The organism is Pandoraea fibrosis (assembly GCF_000807775.2).
Taxonomy (GTDB): domain Bacteria; phylum Pseudomonadota; class Gammaproteobacteria; order Burkholderiales; family Burkholderiaceae; genus Pandoraea; species Pandoraea fibrosis.
In genome coordinates, this window is the sequence record NZ_CP047385.1 from 1377712 (window position 1) to 1395511 (window position 17800).

Here is a 17800-nt window from a genome sequence, read left to right on the forward strand (position 1 = left end):
CGCGCGGCGCGTGGGGTCTTGGTGTGCGGGGCGGCGATGGCTTGATGGGTTCTCTTGGGGCCGCAGCCGCCGTCATCGCGGCGATCAGCGGCCTTCGAACTTCGGCGCGCGCTTCTCAAGGAACGCGTTCACGCCTTCGGCATAGTCGTAGGACGCCCCCAGGGCACGCTGTTCATCGCGCTCGAGATCGAGTTGCTGATCGAGCGTATTGGTCGTCGATGCGTACAGCGCTTCCTTGATGCTCGCGAGGGCCTTGGTCGGTTGCGTCGCCAGTTGCGCGGCAAGCTTTTGTGCTTCGGCGAGGAGTGCGTCGTCCTCGACGCAGCGCCAGATCATGCCCCACTGTTCGGCCTGCTCGGCCGACAGCTTGTCGCCGAGCATCGCGAGTCCCATCGCACGGGCCATGCCCACGCGCTGTGGCAGGAGCCACGTCCCCCCCGTGTCGGGCACCAGCCCGATTTTGACGAACGCCTGCACGAAGTTGACCGAAGCGCCCGCGAGCACGATGTCGCAAGCGAGCGCCAGATTTGCGCCAGCGCCCGCCGCGATGCCGTTGACTGCCGCGATCACCGGCAGCGGCATCGAGCGCAGTTTGCGCACGAGCGGGTTGAAATTCTCGTCGACCAACTCGCCGAGATCGGTCGAGGCACCCGGCGTGAAGTCGAGATCCGCCAGGTCCTGTCCGGCGCAGAAGCCGCGTCCGGCACCGGTCAGCACAATGGCTCGCGCGCCCTGTGCTTGCGCGGTATCGAGGGCGTCGCGCAGTTCCGCATGCATCTGCCGCGTGAAGCTGTTGAGCTTCTCGGGGCGATTGAGCGTGATCGTTGCGACGTTGGCTTGCAGCGTCAGTTGAACCGTGGCAGTCATCGGTGTCTTCCTCCAGGTGTCTTGTAATGTCGGGGAGCGGAGCGAGGCGCGAGCGTTCAGACTCGCTCGATGGCAATCGCAATGCCCTGGCCCACGCCGATGCACATCGTACACAATGCAAAGCGGCCGCCCGTGCGGTGCAACTGGTACATCGCAGTGGTCACCAGACGCGCGCCCGAGGCGCCCAGCGGGTGGCCCAGCGCAATCGCGCCGCCGTTCGGGTTCACGCGAGCGTCGTCGTCGGCAATGCCGAGTTGACGCAACACGGCCAGACCCTGACTCGCGAAGGCTTCGTTCAGCTCGATCACGTCGAACTGATCCAGCGTCATGTTCAATTGCTTGAGTAGCTTGAGCGTGGCCGGCGCCGGGCCGATGCCCATGATGCGCGGGGCCACACCGGCGGTCGCCATGCCGAGCACGCGTGCTCGCGGCGTGAGGCCGTGCCGCTTGGCGGCGCTTTCGCTTGCGAGCAGCAGCGCGCACGAGCCGTCGTTCACGCCCGAGGCGTTGCCGGCGGTCACGGTGCCGTCCGGGCGCACCACGCCCTTGAGCTTGGCCAGCGATTCGAGGCTGGTCGCGCGCGGGTGTTCGTCACGATCGACGACGATCGGGTCGCCCTTCTTCTGCGCGATCGAGACCGGCGTGATTTCCTGAGCGAGCGTGCCGTCGGCCTGAGCGCGTGCTGCCTTCTCCTGACTGCGCAGGGCGAAGCGGTCCTGATCTTCGCGGTTGATGCCGAAGTCGTCGGCCACGTTCTCGGCCGTCTCCGGCATGGAATCCACGCCGTACTGTGCCTTCATCAACGGATTGATGAAGCGCCAGCCGATGGTCGTATCGAAGATCGCGGCCTGACGGGCAAACGCGCTATCGGCTTTGCCCATCACGAACGGTGCGCGGGTCATCGACTCGACGCCGCCCGCGATCATCAGACCGGCTTCGCCTGCCTTGATGGCGCGTGCCGCGCTGCCGATGGCATCCATGCCCGAGCCGCACAGGCGGTTGAGCGTGGCGCCCGGCACGTCGATCGGCAACTCGGCGAGCAACGCGGCCATGCGGGCCACGTTACGGTTGTCTTCGCCTGCCTGATTGGCGCAGCCGTAGATGACGTCGTCGATCAGCGTCCAGTCGACGTTCGGGTTGCGCGCCATGAGCGCTTTGAGGGGAATCGCACCGAGGTTGTCGGCGCGAACGTCCTTGAGGGCGCCGCCGTAGCGGCCGATGGGCGTGCGGATCGCGTCGCAGATGAAGGCTTCGGTCATGATGTCTCGGTCCTGTCTTTTCGTGGGGCGGGGGGCGGCGCGGCAGCGGCCGCGCGACGGTGAGTGCCTATGGTAGTGGCAGACTGTCGCGTTGGCGCGTGCCGTGAGGTGTTTGCCGTCCCCCTTCTCTCTATATAGTGTCGTGACGCTCAGGCGGCGCCGGCGTCAGATTTGGCCGGCACATGGTGGCGGCTCTGCACCACGCGGAAACGATTCGCGACGAAAGCGGCGTCGGCGAGGCTCGCGTTGGCCGCCGGATTGCCGCCCGTGCCGTGGTAATCCGAGTAGGCCGCTGACTGGTTCACGAACACACCGCCGGTCAGGTTGAGCGACAGCGCGACGCGGCCTTCGATGGCGGCGTCGAGTGCCTGCGCTTCGCCTTCGGGCGTCGTCGTGTAGGCCGACAGCGTGAGCGCGCCGTGTTCGGCGGCGGTGCGGCCTGCCAGCGCGAAGGCTTGTGCGCTGTTGTCGACGGCGATCACGAAGGCGATCGGGCCGAACCACTCGCGGGTGTAAATGGCGTCGTCGGCGACGTCCAGAGCGACGATCAGCGGCGTGCGCACGCGAGCATCGGCGAAGGCCGGGTGCTGGAGCGTCTGGCTATCGAGCACGACGCGGCCGACCTTGCGGGCTTCGTCGATCCGGGCAAGCACGCCTTCGTTTTGAATCGCGCCGAGCAGTTCGACGGCCTTGGCCGGGTCGCTGCACGTTTTCTGGACGCTGCCTGCGATCGCGGCGACCACGTCGTCGAACGAGACCTTGCCGTCCGGCGTCTGGATACCGTCGCGCGGAATGTAGATGTTCTGCGGTGCGGTGCACATCTGACCCGAGTACAACGCCAGCGAAAAGCCGATGTTGCGAGCCATGCCCTTCAGGTCGTCCGTCGAATCGATCACGATCTGGTTCACGCCGGCTTTCTCGGTGTAGACCTGCGCCTGACGGGCGTTGGTCTCTAGCCAGTCGCCGTTGGCGGTGCTGCCGGTGAAATCGATCACACGCACTTCGTTGCGCTTGGCCAGTTGCTGGACGATGGCGCCGTCGTTCGGGTTGGTGGCGGCGAGCGTGACGACATCCGGATCGAAACCGGCTTCCTTGAGCACGTCGCGAGCAATCTTCACGGTAATGGCGAGCGGCAGGATCGCGCCCGGATGCGGCTTGACGATCACGGCGTTACCCGTGGCCAGGCTGGCGAACAGGCCCGGGTAACCGTTCCACGTCGGGAACGTGCAGCAGCCGAGGACCAGCGCCACGCCGCGCGGCACGACGGTGTAGCGCTTCTCCATCGCGAGCGGCGGGTTCTTGCCTTGCGGCTTTTCCCAGTAGGCGTCTGCCGGGATGCGGCGCAGTTCGTCCCAGGCATAGGCCACGGCTTCGAGGCCGCGATCCTGTGCGTGCGGGCCGCCGGCCTGGAAGGCCATCATGAACGCCTGCCCAGTCGTGTGCATCACGGCGTTGGCCATTTCGAAGCTGCGCGCGTTCAGGCGCTTGAGAATTTCCAATGACACACCGACCCAGGCATCAGGCGTCGCGGCACGCCACGACTTGTGGGCGTCGCTCACACGGGCGAGCAGGGTGTCGATCTCGAAACCGGGGTAGGTCGTGCCAAGGGCGAAGCCGAAGGGCGAGGTTTCCTGGCCGGCGCTGCCTGTGCTGCCGCGCTGTTCCAGCGGGAAGGCGGCGTTCAGGTATTGCTTGAACGCGGCTTCGCCGTCGGCGGCAGCCGTCTCGCCATACGCGCGCGGGCTGGGTATTTCCGTGAACGGGCTCCAGTAACCACGCGTGGCGATGGCCTGAAGGGCGCGCTCGAGAGTCTCTTGGTGTTTGGCGAAGAGGGGATGAGTCATGGTTGTGGATCTGTCCGTGTCGGGATGCGGCTGGCGGATTCGCTGTCTGCCGGCAGGCACACTCGTGCGGGCGCTCGGCAAGACGCAGGGAACGGCACCGGGTCGTGGTCGAGACGTCTCATGAACATTAATTGACCGACCGGTTGGTTTGTTAATATAGCACCAAATCTTCCGGGCGTGGCGCACGATGACGCCGGGTTTTCCCCGACAGCTGGCAAGGCGCCCGGGCGGACACGGCGGTGCTCGTTGCGCTTGGCCCGGTGCGGATTGGCGGGGCGTTTGCATGGCGGAACGAGGGGTGCGTGGCCGGGGGATCGATGGCATCATGCCTAACCACTGCAGTCGACGCCCGGCAAGCCCCTTACCCGGGTTTGCCGCGTGCGCCGCAGCGCCGTTGCGAACCAATGGCGTGTTCATCGCCTTATGCCTGTTTCCGGCGGCTGCGAGGGTGTCATGTCCTGGCGGCACCGGCCCCCGAACCACAAGACGAGACTTTGACTGGAGGAAGAAGAGGATGACGTACGAGAATATTTTGGTGGAGACGCGCGGCCGCGTCGGTCTGATCACGCTGAATCGTCCGAAGGCGCTCAACGCGCTGAACGATGCGCTGATGGACGAACTGGGCACCGCGCTCACCGCCTTCGACGCCGACGAGGCCATCGGTTGCATGGTGATCACCGGTAGCGAAAAGGCGTTCGCGGCAGGGGCCGACATCGGCATGATGTCGAAGTACACCTTCGCCGACGTTTTTAAGGGTGATTACATCACGCGCAACTGGGAAACCGTGCGTCGAATCCGAAAACCGGTGATCGCTGCCGTATCGGGTTTTGCGCTTGGCGGCGGGTGTGAACTGGCCATGATGTGCGACTTCATCATCGCGGCCGACACTGCAAAGTTTGGCCAGCCGGAAATCAAGCTGGGTGTGATTCCGGGGGCGGGCGGTACGCAGCGTCTGACGCGCGCGGTGTCCAAGGCCAAGGCGATGGACATGTGCCTGACGGCGCGTTTCATGGATGCGACCGAAGCGGAGCGTGCTGGCCTGGTGTCGCGCGTGGTGCCTGCCGACAAGCTGCTTGACGAAGCTATCGCCGCGGCCAGCACCATTTGCGAATACTCGTTGCCGGTCGTGATGGCGGCCAAGGAAGCGGTTAACCGTGCGTTCGAATCGACGCTCGACGAAGGGGTGCAGTTCGAGCGTCGCATCTTCCATTCGCTCTTCGCGCTCGAGGATCAGAAGGAAGGCATGGCGGCATTTGTCGAGAAGCGCAAGCCGGTTTTCAAGCATCGTTGAGCTTGCTGCGAAGCACCGGGATGACCTCCTGTGTGGGGGGGGCATCCTGTGTTAGGCTGCCGGTTTTTTCAGCAAGGGGCGAATCGATGGCGATGAAACGACGTGCATTTGCGCTGGCCTTGGTGGTGGCCTCCGGGCTGCTATTGGGTGCCTGCGGGAAGAAGGAAGAATCGGCCGCAGGCCGGTCAGTCGGGCCGGATGGCTCGCAGCCTGTGTACGTCGTCGGCTCGGATGCTGCCTATGCGCCGTTCGAATATGAGACCGATACCCGGCAGATCGCCGGTTTCGATATCGATGTGATGAAAGCCGTCGCCGACAAGGCGGGCATCTCCATCCGATTCATCAATACGCCGTTCGAAGGCATCTTCAATTCGCTGGTGCAGGGGGATCGGGACATTCTGATTTCGGCGATCACGATTACGGATGAACGTCGCAAGCAGATGGATTTCTCGACGCCGTATTTTGAGGCGTCGCAGTTGATTGCCGTACCGGCCAATTCGACCGTACAGAAGTTCGACGATCTGAAGTCGCTGAAGGTGGGCGTGCAGACGGCGACCACGGGTGACGAAGTCGTGCAGAAGCTTATGGGCAAGAACAATCCGTCGGTCAAACGCTTTGAAGGCACGCCGCTGGCAATGAAGGAACTTGAGGCCGGGGGTGTCGATGCGGTGGTGGCCGACAATGGCGTCGTGGTGAACTTCATCACGAACAATCCGAATGCGAAGCTGCGCACGGTGGCCGATAGCAGCTTCCCGAAGGAGTACTACGGCATTGCAGTACGCAAGGGCGATGCCGAATTGCTGGCCAAGATCAATAAGGGTATCGACGTGATCAAGTCGGATGGCACGTATGACGCGATCTACGAACGCTACTTCGGCAAGAAGAAGTCCTGACGTTGCGCGCTCTCTCTATAGAGCATCGGCACCTGAAGGTGCCGATGCCTGATGAAAAAGCCCCGTCGAGACGGGGCTTTTTCATGGGTTTTCAAAATATTTTCACAAAGGGCTTGCCAGGGTACGGGGTTTTCACTAATATCTCGTCTCTCGCAACGACAGCGACGCAGCGAAAGCGGCGACGACGTGGAAGCGACGGGCTGGAAAGCCCGGTGGTTAGGGGTTTTGGAGCTTGCGAGTCGCTACGGCGATGAGCGAAGAGAAGCGAAAAAAACTGTTGACGACGACGAGAAGCTGCGACATAATCTCACTTCTCTGCTGCTGATGCAGCGACGCAGAAAACGAAGCGACGGCGCGGTAAGTGTGCGACGAAGTGAAGTCAGATGCGATTGATCTTTAAAAATTGAACAACCGATAAGTGTGGGCACTCGATGAATGGTGCGTCTGCTTCGGCAGATTAGCTTTAAATTTATTGAGGCTCACATAGTAATAGGTAAGTTAAGTAATTAACTTGTCAGCATACTTTGAGAGCGACCGGTTCGAGTGATTTATCACGAAAAACCGAAAACAGTAACAGGTTTAAACTGAAGAGTTTGATCCTGGCTCAGATTGAACGCTGGCGGCATGCCTTACACATGCAAGTCGAACGGCAGCACGGGTGCTTGCACCTGGTGGCGAGTGGCGAACGGGTGAGTAATACATCGGAATGTACCTTGTAGTGGGGGATAGCTCGGCGAAAGCCGGATTAATACCGCATACGCTCTGAGGAGGAAAGCGGGGGACCTTCGGGCCTCGTGCTACAAGAGCAGCCGATGTCAGATTAGCTAGTTGGTGGGGTAAAAGCTCACCAAGGCGACGATCTGTAGCTGGTCTGAGAGGACGACCAGCCACACTGGGACTGAGACACGGCCCAGACTCCTACGGGAGGCAGCAGTGGGGAATTTTGGACAATGGGCGAAAGCCTGATCCAGCAATGCCGCGTGTGTGAAGAAGGCCTTCGGGTTGTAAAGCACTTTTGTCCGGAAAGAAATCCTCTGGGTTAATACCTCGGGGGGATGACGGTACCGGAAGAATAAGCACCGGCTAACTACGTGCCAGCAGCCGCGGTAATACGTAGGGTGCAAGCGTTAATCGGAATTACTGGGCGTAAAGCGTGCGCAGGCGGTTTTGTAAGACGGATGTGAAATCCCCGGGCTTAACCTGGGAACTGCATTCGTGACTGCAAGGCTAGAGTATGGCAGAGGGGGGTAGAATTCCACGTGTAGCAGTGAAATGCGTAGAGATGTGGAGGAATACCGATGGCGAAGGCAGCCCCCTGGGCCAATACTGACGCTCATGCACGAAAGCGTGGGGAGCAAACAGGATTAGATACCCTGGTAGTCCACGCCCTAAACGATGTCAACTAGTTGTTGGGGATTCATTTCCTTAGTAACGAAGCTAACGCGTGAAGTTGACCGCCTGGGGAGTACGGTCGCAAGATTAAAACTCAAAGGAATTGACGGGGACCCGCACAAGCGGTGGATGATGTGGATTAATTCGATGCAACGCGAAAAACCTTACCTACCCTTGACATGTACGGAATCCTGCTGAGAGGTGGGAGTGCTCGAAAGAGAACCGTAACACAGGTGCTGCATGGCTGTCGTCAGCTCGTGTCGTGAGATGTTGGGTTAAGTCCCGCAACGAGCGCAACCCTTGTCCTTAGTTGCTACGCAAGAGCACTCTAAGGAGACTGCCGGTGACAAACCGGAGGAAGGTGGGGATGACGTCAAGTCCTCATGGCCCTTATGGGTAGGGCTTCACACGTCATACAATGGTCGGTACAGAGGGCTGCCAAACCGCGAGGTGGAGCTAACCCCAGAAAACCGATCGTAGTCCGGATCGCAGTCTGCAACTCGACTGCGTGAAGCTGGAATCGCTAGTAATCGCGGATCAGCATGTCGCGGTGAATACGTTCCCGGGTCTTGTACACACCGCCCGTCACACCATGGGAGTGGGTTTTGCCAGAAGTAGGTAGCCTAACCGTAAGGAGGGCGCTTACCACGGCAGGATTCATGACTGGGGTGAAGTCGTAACAAGGTAGCCGTAGGGGAACCTGCGGCTGGATCACCTCCTTTCTAGAGCATGCACTGGAAGTTGAGTGTTCACGCTTATCGGTTGTTTGACTGCGTAGATCTAAGTCGGGTCTGTAGCTCAGGTGGTTAGAGCACCGTCTTGATAAGGCGGGGGTCGAAGGTTCAAGTCCTTCCAGACCCACCAAGCTTTACACCACCGCCTGACCAAGTCGAGTCGTGGTGATGTGCTTGACTGGGGGATTAGCTCAGCTGGGAGAGCACCTGCTTTGCAAGCAGGGGGTCGTCGGTTCGATCCCGTCATCCTCCACCAAAACCTTAGATCGCATCGATGTCAGTCAAAAGCTTTTACGTCTGTAGTAAATCCCAATAGTGATTTAGCGTGAACGTTTTTGAATGACAGCAATGTCATGCAGTATTTGTTCTTTAACAATTTAGAAGAAGTAGTAGTACAACGGAAGCGCGTTAGAGATGGCGCGTGGAAATTGTACGGGTTGTGATTGTATCAACCAGTATTTAAGTGATCGAAAGATGACTTGGAATACGGCACAACGCGATAACTCAACCTATAGCTGGAAGACATTCTGGTTATAGGGTCAAGCGAATAAGTGCATGTGGTGGATGCCTTGGCGATTACAGGCGATGAAGGACGCGATAGCCTGCGAAAAGTTGTGGGGAGCTGGCAAATAAGCATTGATCCACAAATGTCCGAATGGGGAAACCCGGCCTTTTAGGTCATCCTAGACTGAATACATAGGTCTAGCGAAGCGAACGCGGCGAACTGAAACATCTAAGTAGCTGCAGGAAAAGAAATCAACCGAGATTCCCAAAGTAGTGGCGAGCGAAATGGGACCAGCCTTCAAGATTTAGCACCGGTGTTATCAAAACGGAATGGAAAGTCCGGCCATAGTGGGTGATAGCCCCGTATGAGAAAACCCTGGTGTGGAACTAAGCTTGAGACAAGTAGGGCGGGACACGTGAAATCCTGTCTGAAGATGGGGGGACCATCCTCCAAGGCTAAATACTCGTAATCGACCGATAGTGAACCAGTACCGTGAGGGAAAGGCGAAAAGAACCCCGGGAGGGGAGTGAAATAGATCCTGAAACCGCATGCATACAAACAGTCGGAGCCTCGTAAGGGGTGACGGCGTACCTTTTGTATAATGGGTCAGCGACTTACATTCAGTGGCGAGCTTAACCGAATAGGGAAGGCGTAGCGAAAGCGAGTCCGAATAGGGCGTTCAGTCGCTGGGTGTAGACCCGAAACCAAGTGATCTATCCATGGCCAGGATGAAGGTGCGGTAACACGTACTGGAGGTCCGAACCCACTAATGTTGAAAAATTAGGGGATGAGCTGTGGATAGGGGTGAAAGGCTAAACAAACTTGGAAATAGCTGGTTCTCTCCGAAAACTATTTAGGTAGTGCCTCGTGTATCACCTTCGGGGGTAGAGCACTGTCATGGTTGAAGGGTCCATTGCGGATTACTTCGCCATAGCAAACTCCGAATACCGAAGAGTGCAATCACGGGAGACAGACATCGGGTGCTAACGTCCGGTGTCAAGAGGGAAACAACCCAGACCGCCAGCTAAGGTCCCTAAATATTGCTAAGTGGGAAACGAAGTGGGAAGGCTAAAACAGTCAGGAGGTTGGCTTAGAAGCAGCCACCCTTTAAAGAAAGCGTAATAGCTCACTGATCGAGTCGTCCTGCGCGGAAGATGTAACGGGGCTAAGCAATATACCGAAGCTGCGGATGCGAGCTTGCTCGCATGGTAGGAGAGCGTTCTGTAAGCCTGTGAAGGTGTCTTGTAAAGGATGCTGGAGGTATCAGAAGTGCGAATGCTGACATGAGTAGCGATAAAGGGGGTGAAAGGCCCCCTCGCCGTAAGCCCAAGGTTTCCTACGCAACGTTCATCGGCGTAGGGTGAGTCGGCCCCTAAGGCGAGGCAGAGATGCGTAGCTGATGGGAAGCAGGTTAATATTCCTGCACCGTCGTATGATGCGATGGGGGGACGGATCGCGGAAGGTTGTCCGGGTGTTGGAAGTCCCGGTCCCTGCAGTGGAGAAGGCGCTTAGGCAAATCCGGGCGCGTAATTCAAGGCTGTGGGGCGAGCGAACTTGTTCGCGAAGCAATTGGAAGTGGTTCCAAGAAAAGCCTCTAAGCTTCAGTCATACGAGACCGTACCGCAAACCGACACAGGTGGGCGAGATGAGTATTCTAAGGCGCTTGAGAGAACTCGGGAGAAGGAACTCGGCAAATTGGTACCGTAACTTCGGGATAAGGTACGCCCTTGTAGCTTGACTGGCCTGCGCCAGGAGGGTGAAGGGGTTGCAATAAACTGGTGGCTGCGACTGTTTAATAAAAACACAGCACTCTGCAAACACGAAAGTGGACGTATAGGGTGTGACGCCTGCCCGGTGCCGGAAGATTAAATGATGGGGTGCAAGCTCTTGATTGAAGTCCCGGTAAACGGCGGCCGTAACTATAACGGTCCTAAGGTAGCGAAATTCCTTGTCGGGTAAGTTCCGACCTGCACGAATGGCGTAACGATGGCCACACTGTCTCCTCCCGAGACTCAGCGAAGTTGAAGTGTTTGTGATGATGCAATCTACCCGCGGCTAGACGGAAAGACCCCATGAACCTTTACTGTAGCTTTGCATTGGACTTTGAACCGGTCTGTGTAGGATAGGTGGGAGGCTTTGAAGCAGGAACGCTAGTTTCTGTGGAGCCGTCCTTGAAATACCACCCTGGCTTGTTTGAGGTTCTAACCTAGGTCCGTAATCCGGATCGGGGACAGTGCATGGTAGGCAGTTTGACTGGGGCGGTCTCCTCCCAAAGTGTAACGGAGGAGTACGAAGGTACGCTAGGTACGGTCGGAAATCGTGCTGATAGTGCAATGGCAAAAGCGTGCTTAACTGCGAGACTGACAAGTCGAGCAGGTGCGAAAGCAGGTCATAGTGATCCGGTGGTTCTGTATGGAAGGGCCATCGCTCAACGGATAAAAGGTACTCTGGGGATAACAGGCTGATACCGCCCAAGAGTTCATATCGACGGCGGTGTTTGGCACCTCGATGTCGGCTCATCTCATCCTGGGGCTGTAGCCGGTCCCAAGGGTATGGCTGTTCGCCATTTAAAGAGGTACGTGAGCTGGGTTTAAAACGTCGTGAGACAGTTTGGTCCCTATCTGCCGTGGGCGTTGGAAGTTTGAAGGGGGCTGCTCCTAGTACGAGAGGACCGGAGTGGACGAACCTCTGGTGTACCGGTTGTCACGCCAGTGGCATCGCCGGGTAGCTATGTTCGGAAGAGATAACCGCTGAAAGCATCTAAGCGGGAAACTCGCCTTAAGATGAGACTTCCCTAGGAACTCGATTCCTTTGAAGGGTCGTTCAAGACCAGGACGTTGATAGGTCAGGTGTGGAAGCGCAGTAATGCGTTAAGCTAACTGATACTAATTGCCCGTAAGGCTTGATCCTATAACCAGTGTGTTTTCCCTGGTTTGAGTGACGTGTGTGCCCCAATGGCGCTGATACGCTCACAACCCAATTACATGTAGTACTACGCTTCTTCTGAATTGGTTTTGTTGCACGCCTAGTGCAGCAAGACATACAAGTTATGCCTGATGACCATAGCGAGTTGGAACCACCCCTTCCCATCCCGAACAGGACCGTGAAACGACTCCACGCCGATGATAGTGCGGATACCCGTGTGAAAGTAGGTAATCGTCAGGCTCCCCTAAAGACCCCTTGCTACAACGCGTAGCAAGGGGTTTTTGCTTTGTGCGATCGCTTTATTCTGTGACTTGCGGAGTGATTCAAGCGCCGGGTGTTGCGTCGTCGCCATGATGTGAAATTCCCGATAGATCGACATCCATTTCTCGCTTAGCATTCGGCCACGGGGTTAGTGAAGTTCGTGGAGCGAAACAGGTGTTGAATCAAGATCAGGGCAAGCGCCATGCAAAGTGGCGTGCCAGTGCGATAGGTATCGGTGTCGCAGTCGTCCTATCCGGAATTATGGGATGCAGTTCGCCGGGATCGTCTTCGACACGAGCGTCGGCGATGACCGTACCGGTGCAGAACGACGAAATTGCGCCGCTTTCTGCCGCAGTGAATTCGGATGGTCTGCCACCGCACTGGGAGACTTATCTGGTCACCCGCAAAAAACGCCTCACCGACTACGAACAGACAACCGATAGCGATGGCATTGCCGTCATTCGGGCTGTCGTCGACGGATCGGCATCCGGCATTGCCCAGAAGCTTGATATCCCCGTGTACCCGGGCGCCAAATTGACATGGCGCTGGCGCGCCGACGCCATGCCCGCTAAGGCAGACATTCGCACGAAACAATTTGATGATGCACCGGTGCGTATCGCGCTCGCATTCGATGGCGATTCGGCAAAACTCACTGTTCAGGATCACTTGCACCGCGAACTGGCCCGACTGGTGAGCGGTCGAGAGCTACCGTTCGCGACGTTGATGTATACGTGGGGCGACGATAAGTTTGCTGCGAATGACGTTGTCGCGAATCCCTACACCGAGCGCATCCGTTCGATCGTTGTCGAACGTGGCGAGACGAATCTTGGAAGATGGCAGACTTATTCTCGAGATATCGCGAAGGACTATGAGAAGGCGTTTGGAGAGCCACCGGGGCGTCTGATTGGCATTGCCATCATGAGTGACGGCGACAATACGCAATCGAAATTTACCGCATGGTACGGTGATATTCACCTGGAAACTGACGGCATTCCTACAACTACTGCCGCTAAATAACGAGTTTTGACGCTATCAAAACAAAAGGCCGGCAAATCAATTGCCGGCCTTTGTTATTGCGATGCGGAAGACCAAATCACGACAGCTTACTGATCACGTCCAAAATACGTTTCGACCAGCTTCACCCAATAAGTACCGCCAAGCGGGAGCAAGTCGTCGTTGAAGTCGTAGCTGGCGTTGTGCAGATTGCACGGTCCAAGACCATGGCCGGCGTCGCGATGGGTGCCGTCGCCATTGCCGATGAATACATACGCGCCGGGTTTCTCGAGAAGCATGAACGAGAAATCCTCCGCGCCCATCGTCGGCTCGACCTTGTCGTTGACGTTCTCGTCGCCGACCAACTCGCGCATGACGTCGGCACACAGTGCCGCCATGGCAGGCTCGTTGATCGTCGGCGGATAGTTACGATGGAATTCGATTTCTGCCGAGCAGCCGAGGCCTTTGGCGACGAACTCGGAAATCTCGCGCAGACGCGTTTCGATGAGATCCAGCACTTCGATCGAGAACGTGCGGATCGTCCCTCCCAACCATGCGACGTCGGGCACGACATTGGTCGCATCGCCGGCGTGGATCTGCGTGATGGACAGCACTGCGGCGTCGATCGGGCGCTTATTGCGCGTGATGATGCTCTGCAAGGCCTGAGCCACCTGGACGGCGGCGATCACGGGGTCGATGCCCGCGTTCGGAATGCCCGCGTGAGTTCCCTTGCCGCGGATCGTGATCTTGAATTCGTTGCTCGAGGCCATCATCGGGCCCGGCGTCACGGCGAATGTCCCCATCGGCACGCCCGGCCAGTTGTGCATGCCGAATACAGCCTGCATGGGGAAGCGCTCGAACAGTCCGTCCCTGATCATCTCGCGAGCCCCGCCGCCACCTTCTTCGGCCGGTTGAAAAATGAGATAAACGGTGCCGTCGAAATTGCGGTGTTTCTGAAGATATTGCGCTGCGGCAAGCAACATGGCCGTATGGCCATCGTGGCCGCAGGCATGCATCTTCCCATCGTGTTTGGATGCGTGTTCGAACGTATTGGCTTCATGAATCGGCAGCGCATCCATATCGGCGCGCAGACCGATCGCGCGGTCGCTGCTGCCATTCTTGATGATGCCCACGAGCCCGGTTTTACCCAGTCCACGGTGAATGGGGATACCCCATTTGGTCAACGTCTCGGCAACGACGTCGGAGGTGCGGTTTTCTTCGAAGCAAAGTTCGGGATGGGCGTGAATGTCACGTCGGATGGTCTGAATTTCGCCGCGAGCGGCGTCGATTTCTGGAATGAGCTTCATATCGGGGGATTCGCAAGGCGCAATGGCTCATCTTACCCCTAATAGCGAGGGCTGGCATCTTGGCAAGAATTGCCCGAGCGGGGTATCGGATACGTCTGGAAAATGCCGCGAATGCCCGTCTGGCGGGGCGACGCGTGAATGAACGTAATACAATATCGCCAGCGTCCCACCATTGCAGGACGCGGCAATTCGGTAGAGAGAGGAGTAGTTTCATGACGACCAATACCCATGTCGTTCGGGCCGCCTGCCCGCATGACTGTCCCGACACGTGCGCGTTGCACGTCACCGTGGAGAATGGCGTCGCGATCAAGGTCCAGGGGGACCCCGACCATCCGACGACCAAGGGCGTCTTGTGCACGAAAGTCTCGCGTTACACCGAACGAACTTACCATCCGGATCGCCTGTTATATCCGCTCAAACGTATTGGTCCGAAAGGTAGCGGGGAATTTGCGCGGGTCAGTTGGGATGAGGCGCTCGATGAGATTGCCCGCCGACTGAGCGCCATTGCTGCCCGTGAACCCGAAGCCATTCTGCCGTACAGCTATGCCGGCACGATGGGGTTCGTTCAGGGCGAATCGATGGCTGCGCGGTTCTTCAACAAACTTGGCGCGTCCGATCTCGATCGCACAATTTGCGCGAGTGCAGGGGCGGCGGGGCTGAGATACACCTACGGCGCCGGGGTCGGCATGCATGTCGAGCACTTCGTCGACAGCAAATTGATTCTGATCTGGGGCAGCAATCCGATTACGTCGAGCGTGCACTTCTGGGCGATTGCACAGGAAGCGAAGCGGCGTGGTGCGAAGCTGATTGCCATTGACCCCTACCGCTCGCTGACTGCGGAGAAGTGCCACCAGCATATTGCGTTGTTGCCGGGAACGGATGCCGCATTGGCATTGGGCATGATGCATGTTCTGATTGCCGAGGATCTAGTTGATCACGAGTACATTGCCCGGTATACGGTGGGTTACGCCGAACTTACGGATCGTGTGCGGCGCTATACGCCGGCGAAGGTCGCGGAAATCTGCGGCATCGACGAAGCGACAATCATCACATTGGCGCGTGAGTATGCGAGTGCGAAGCCGGCGGCCATTCGTCTGAATTACGGCATGCAGCGCGCCAAAGGTGGCGGTCAGGCGACGCGCGCAGTCGCATGTCTTCCCGCGCTGATCGGTGCATGGCGCGATCCGGCGGGCGGAATGCTGATGTCGACATCAGGTTATGCACCGGTGGATGCCGTGGCGCAGGCGCGCCCGGATCTGCGACCGCGACAGGACAAGCCTGCGCGCGTAGTCAACATGAGTGCCATCGGTGATGCACTTTGCCACACCGGCGACGAATCGTTCGGCCCTAAGATCGAAGCGCTGGTGGTCTACAACAGCAACCCCGTTGCGGTGGCGCCTGAGTCGAGCAAGGTAGCGGCCGGTTTTGGCCGCGAGGATCTCTTCACGGTAGTGCTGGAGCACTTCCAGACCGATACCGCAGATTATGCCGACTTCGTGCTGCCGGCGACGACGCAGCTCGAACATCTGGATATTCACAAGGCTTACGGCCACACCTATCTACTGGCGAACAATCCAGCGATTGCGCCACTTGGTGAGGCAAAGCCCAACTCGGAAATCTTCCGCCTTCTGGCCCAGCGCATGGGGTGGCAGGACGCCTGTTTCTTAGACACCGACGATCAACTGGCCGAGCAATCGATTCGTTGGAGCGATGCGCGTATGGCAAACAGCGACTGGGAAACCCTCAAGCGCGATGGGTGGATTCGCTACGATCTTCCGGAGGCGCCGTTTGCGAACGGACAGTTCTATACGCCATCGGGGAAGTGCGAGTTCTATTCGGAGCGCATGTTGCAGGAAGGCTTCGACCCATTGCCCGACTGGGTGCCGCCATACGAGTCGGTCGCCAGCAATCCCGAGCTGGCCGCTCGCTATCCGCTGGCGATGATCTCGCCGCCGGCTCGCAATTTCCTGAATTCGAGCTTCGTGAATGTCGATAGCCTGCGGGCCACGGTCGGCGAACCTACGCTGGATATTCATCCATCAGATGCCGCACCGCGTGGCATTGTAGACGGCGTCGGTGTTCGGATTTTCAACGATCGGGGCACGCTCAATGCCAAGGCTCGGGTCACGGAGAAGGCGCGGGAGGGTGTTGTCGTCGGCCTCTCCATCTGGTGGAAGAAGCTTGCGCCGGACGGCAAGAATGCTAACGAAGTGACGAGCCAACAACTCACCGATCTTGGCCGGGCGCCCACCTTTTACGACTGCCTGGTCGAAGTTGCACCGGTATAGGCGCGATTGATTTGAGGCCAACGTCGAGGAGCCCGCGATGCCGATCCTATCTGCGCTGGTGACGACGTTTTGCCGTTGGCGTGGGCACGTCAACGCAGCGATGGTGGCGGGAGTGAGCCTGTTGTTCGGTCTGGGGGGATGTAGTCAGGTTGGCTATTACGCGCAATCGATCAATGGGCACTTCACGGTGCTGCATGAGGCGCGGCCCGTCACGGATCTGCTGGCGGACCCATCGATCGATCCGCGACTGCGTACACGACTTGTCGAGGCGGAGCAGATTCGCAGCTATGCGGTGTCGGCACTTGGCGAACCGGATAACGGAAGCTATCGAAGCTACGCCGACCTGAAGCGTCCGTTCGTGGTCTACAACGTCTTTGCCGCCCCCTCGCTGTCGTTAAAGTTGCGGGAGTCCTGTCTGCTGGTCGTTGGCTGCGTCGAGTACCGTGGCTACTACTCTCGTGAATCCGCCGAAGCTTATGCGGCCGAGTTACATCGAGACGGTTGGGAGACGTTCGTTGCGGGCATTCCAGCTTACTCGACGCTCGGTTATTTCGACGATCCGCTGCTGAACACCTTCATTTATCTCCCACGGGCGGAAGTCGCGCGGATGATTTTTCACGAACTCGCTCACCAGATTCTGTTCGTTCGCGGGGACACCGCGTTCAATGAGTCGTTCGCCGTGACGGTAGAGACGGTTGGGGTTCAGCGCTGGCTGATGGCACACCCCGATGCGGCGATCGAGTACGGGCGATACGACGCGCATCGGCGCCAATTCCGCAAGTTGGTGGATAGCTATCGGAAACGTCTGGAAGCGCTCTACGCCGGCCCGGAATCGGATGCTGAGAAAGCGGTCAGCAAGGACGTCATGTTTAGCCGGATGCGGGCTGACTATGAGGCGTTGAAGACGTCCTGGGGGGGATACAAGGGCTTCGATCTGTGGTTTGCGACCGATTTGAACAACGCAAAAATCGGGTCTTTCGCGACATATAACCAGTGGGTGCCGGCATTCATGGCGCTCCTCGCGCAAGAGCAAGGCGATTTGCCCAAGTTTTACGCGGCTGTCAAAGCCATGTCGAAACGGCCCGAAGCCGAGCGTAACGAGGCGCTCGCCGTGTTGGACAAAACCCCCGAAGCGGCAACGGCAAGGGCTTCGCTGGAAAGCCCAATGCAGGCGGGGCGATAAACGCATTGCTCGGCAACGCCCGCCGGCCAGTCGTTGAGCACGTAGCTCAACTCGCTGC

The 17800-nt window shown here is 58.4% G+C and carries 9 protein-coding genes, 2 tRNA genes and 3 rRNA genes; 10 read left to right on the forward strand and 4 right to left on the reverse strand.

The window, feature by feature from the left end:
* Positions 1–84 precede the first annotated feature (84 nt).
* From paaG to paaN, 3 genes are all read right to left on the reverse strand, one after another.
* Positions 85–867, reverse strand: coding sequence for a 2-(1,2-epoxy-1,2-dihydrophenyl)acetyl-CoA isomerase PaaG (gene paaG, locus PI93_RS06145; protein WP_039375448.1), 783 nt, complete (start codon positions 865–867; stop codon positions 85–87).
* A 56-nt stretch (positions 868–923) separates the two neighbouring features.
* Positions 924–2126, reverse strand: a complete 1203-nt coding sequence (gene pcaF, locus PI93_RS06150) for a 3-oxoadipyl-CoA thiolase (RefSeq protein WP_039375449.1) — start codon at positions 2124–2126, stop codon at positions 924–926.
* Positions 2127–2275: 149 nt separating this feature from the next.
* Entirely contained in the window at positions 2276–3970 is a 1695-nt protein-coding gene (gene paaN / locus PI93_RS06155) for a phenylacetic acid degradation protein PaaN (protein WP_039375451.1), read from the reverse strand.
* A 514-nt stretch (positions 3971–4484) separates the two neighbouring features.
* Between paaN and PI93_RS06160 the strand changes: the two genes are divergently transcribed.
* The 8 genes from PI93_RS06160 (at position 4485) to PI93_RS06195 (ending at position 12988) form a co-directional block, all read left to right on the forward strand.
* On the forward strand, positions 4485–5261 hold the full coding sequence (locus PI93_RS06160) for an enoyl-CoA hydratase (RefSeq protein WP_039375452.1): 777 nt from the start codon (positions 4485–4487) through the stop codon (positions 5259–5261).
* Positions 5262–5347: 86 nt separating this feature from the next.
* Positions 5348–6154 (forward strand): basic amino acid ABC transporter substrate-binding protein, encoded by an 807-nt coding sequence (locus tag PI93_RS06165; RefSeq protein ID WP_039375455.1) that lies wholly within the window; start codon positions 5348–5350, stop codon positions 6152–6154.
* Between the two features lie 581 nt (positions 6155–6735).
* Positions 6736–8268 (forward strand): 16S ribosomal RNA (locus PI93_RS06170).
* Between the two features lie 65 nt (positions 8269–8333).
* Positions 8334–8410, forward strand: a tRNA-Ile gene (locus PI93_RS06175).
* Positions 8411–8460: 50 nt separating this feature from the next.
* Positions 8461–8536, forward strand: a tRNA-Ala gene (locus PI93_RS06180).
* Positions 8537–8817: 281 nt separating this feature from the next.
* A 23S ribosomal RNA gene (locus tag PI93_RS06185) occupies positions 8818–11695 on the forward strand.
* 142 nt (positions 11696–11837) lie between these two features.
* Positions 11838–11950, forward strand: a 5S ribosomal RNA gene (gene rrf / locus PI93_RS06190).
* The 16S, 23S and 5S rRNA genes sit together here with 2 tRNA genes alongside, the layout of an rRNA operon.
* A 327-nt stretch (positions 11951–12277) precedes the next feature.
* The gene (locus tag PI93_RS06195; RefSeq protein WP_052241133.1) at positions 12278–12988 is read left to right on the forward strand and encodes a DUF3047 domain-containing protein; all 711 of its coding nucleotides are present in this window, start codon (positions 12278–12280) and stop codon (positions 12986–12988) included.
* A gap of 86 nt (positions 12989–13074) precedes the next feature.
* Here PI93_RS06195 and PI93_RS06200 read toward each other — a convergent pair whose 3' ends face one another.
* The gene (locus tag PI93_RS06200; protein ID WP_039375677.1) at positions 13075–14271 is read right to left on the reverse strand and encodes a M20 aminoacylase family protein; all 1197 of its coding nucleotides are present in this window, start codon (positions 14269–14271) and stop codon (positions 13075–13077) included.
* A 212-nt stretch (positions 14272–14483) separates the two neighbouring features.
* Between PI93_RS06200 and PI93_RS06205 the strand changes: the two genes are divergently transcribed.
* Both PI93_RS06205 and PI93_RS06210 read left to right on the forward strand, forming a co-directional pair.
* A complete protein-coding gene (locus PI93_RS06205) occupies positions 14484–16559 on the forward strand; it encodes a molybdopterin-containing oxidoreductase family protein (protein ID WP_039375675.1) in 2076 nt (691 codons plus the stop codon).
* A gap of 37 nt (positions 16560–16596) precedes the next feature.
* A complete protein-coding gene (locus tag PI93_RS06210) occupies positions 16597–17742 on the forward strand; it encodes an aminopeptidase (RefSeq protein WP_080759516.1) in 1146 nt (381 codons plus the stop codon).
* Positions 17743–17800 lie beyond the last annotated feature (58 nt).

What these genes read in the sequence shown, in the direction of transcription:
- PI93_RS06195 (WP_052241133.1), top strand. Translation starts at nt 12,278, where the DNA reads ATGACCGTACCGGTGCAGAACGACGAAATTGCGCCGCTTTCTGCCGCA.
- PI93_RS06205 (WP_039375675.1), top strand. Translation starts at nt 14,484, where the DNA reads ATGACGACCAATACCCATGTCGTTCGGGCCGCCTGCCCGCATGACTGT.
- PI93_RS06160 (WP_039375452.1), top strand. Translation starts at nt 4,485, where the DNA reads ATGACGTACGAGAATATTTTGGTGGAGACGCGCGGCCGCGTCGGTCTG.
- PI93_RS06210 (WP_080759516.1), top strand. Translation starts at nt 16,597, where the DNA reads ATGCCGATCCTATCTGCGCTGGTGACGACGTTTTGCCGTTGGCGTGGG.
- pcaF (WP_039375449.1), bottom strand. Translation starts at nt 2,126, where the DNA reads ATGACCGAAGCCTTCATCTGCGACGCGATCCGCACGCCCATCGGCCGC.
- paaG (WP_039375448.1), bottom strand. Translation starts at nt 867, where the DNA reads ATGACTGCCACGGTTCAACTGACGCTGCAAGCCAACGTCGCAACGATC.
- PI93_RS06200 (WP_039375677.1), bottom strand. Translation starts at nt 14,271, where the DNA reads ATGAAGCTCATTCCAGAAATCGACGCCGCTCGCGGCGAAATTCAGACC.
- paaN (WP_039375451.1), bottom strand. Translation starts at nt 3,970, where the DNA reads ATGACTCATCCCCTCTTCGCCAAACACCAAGAGACTCTCGAGCGCGCC.
- PI93_RS06165 (WP_039375455.1), top strand. Translation starts at nt 5,348, where the DNA reads ATGGCGATGAAACGACGTGCATTTGCGCTGGCCTTGGTGGTGGCCTCC.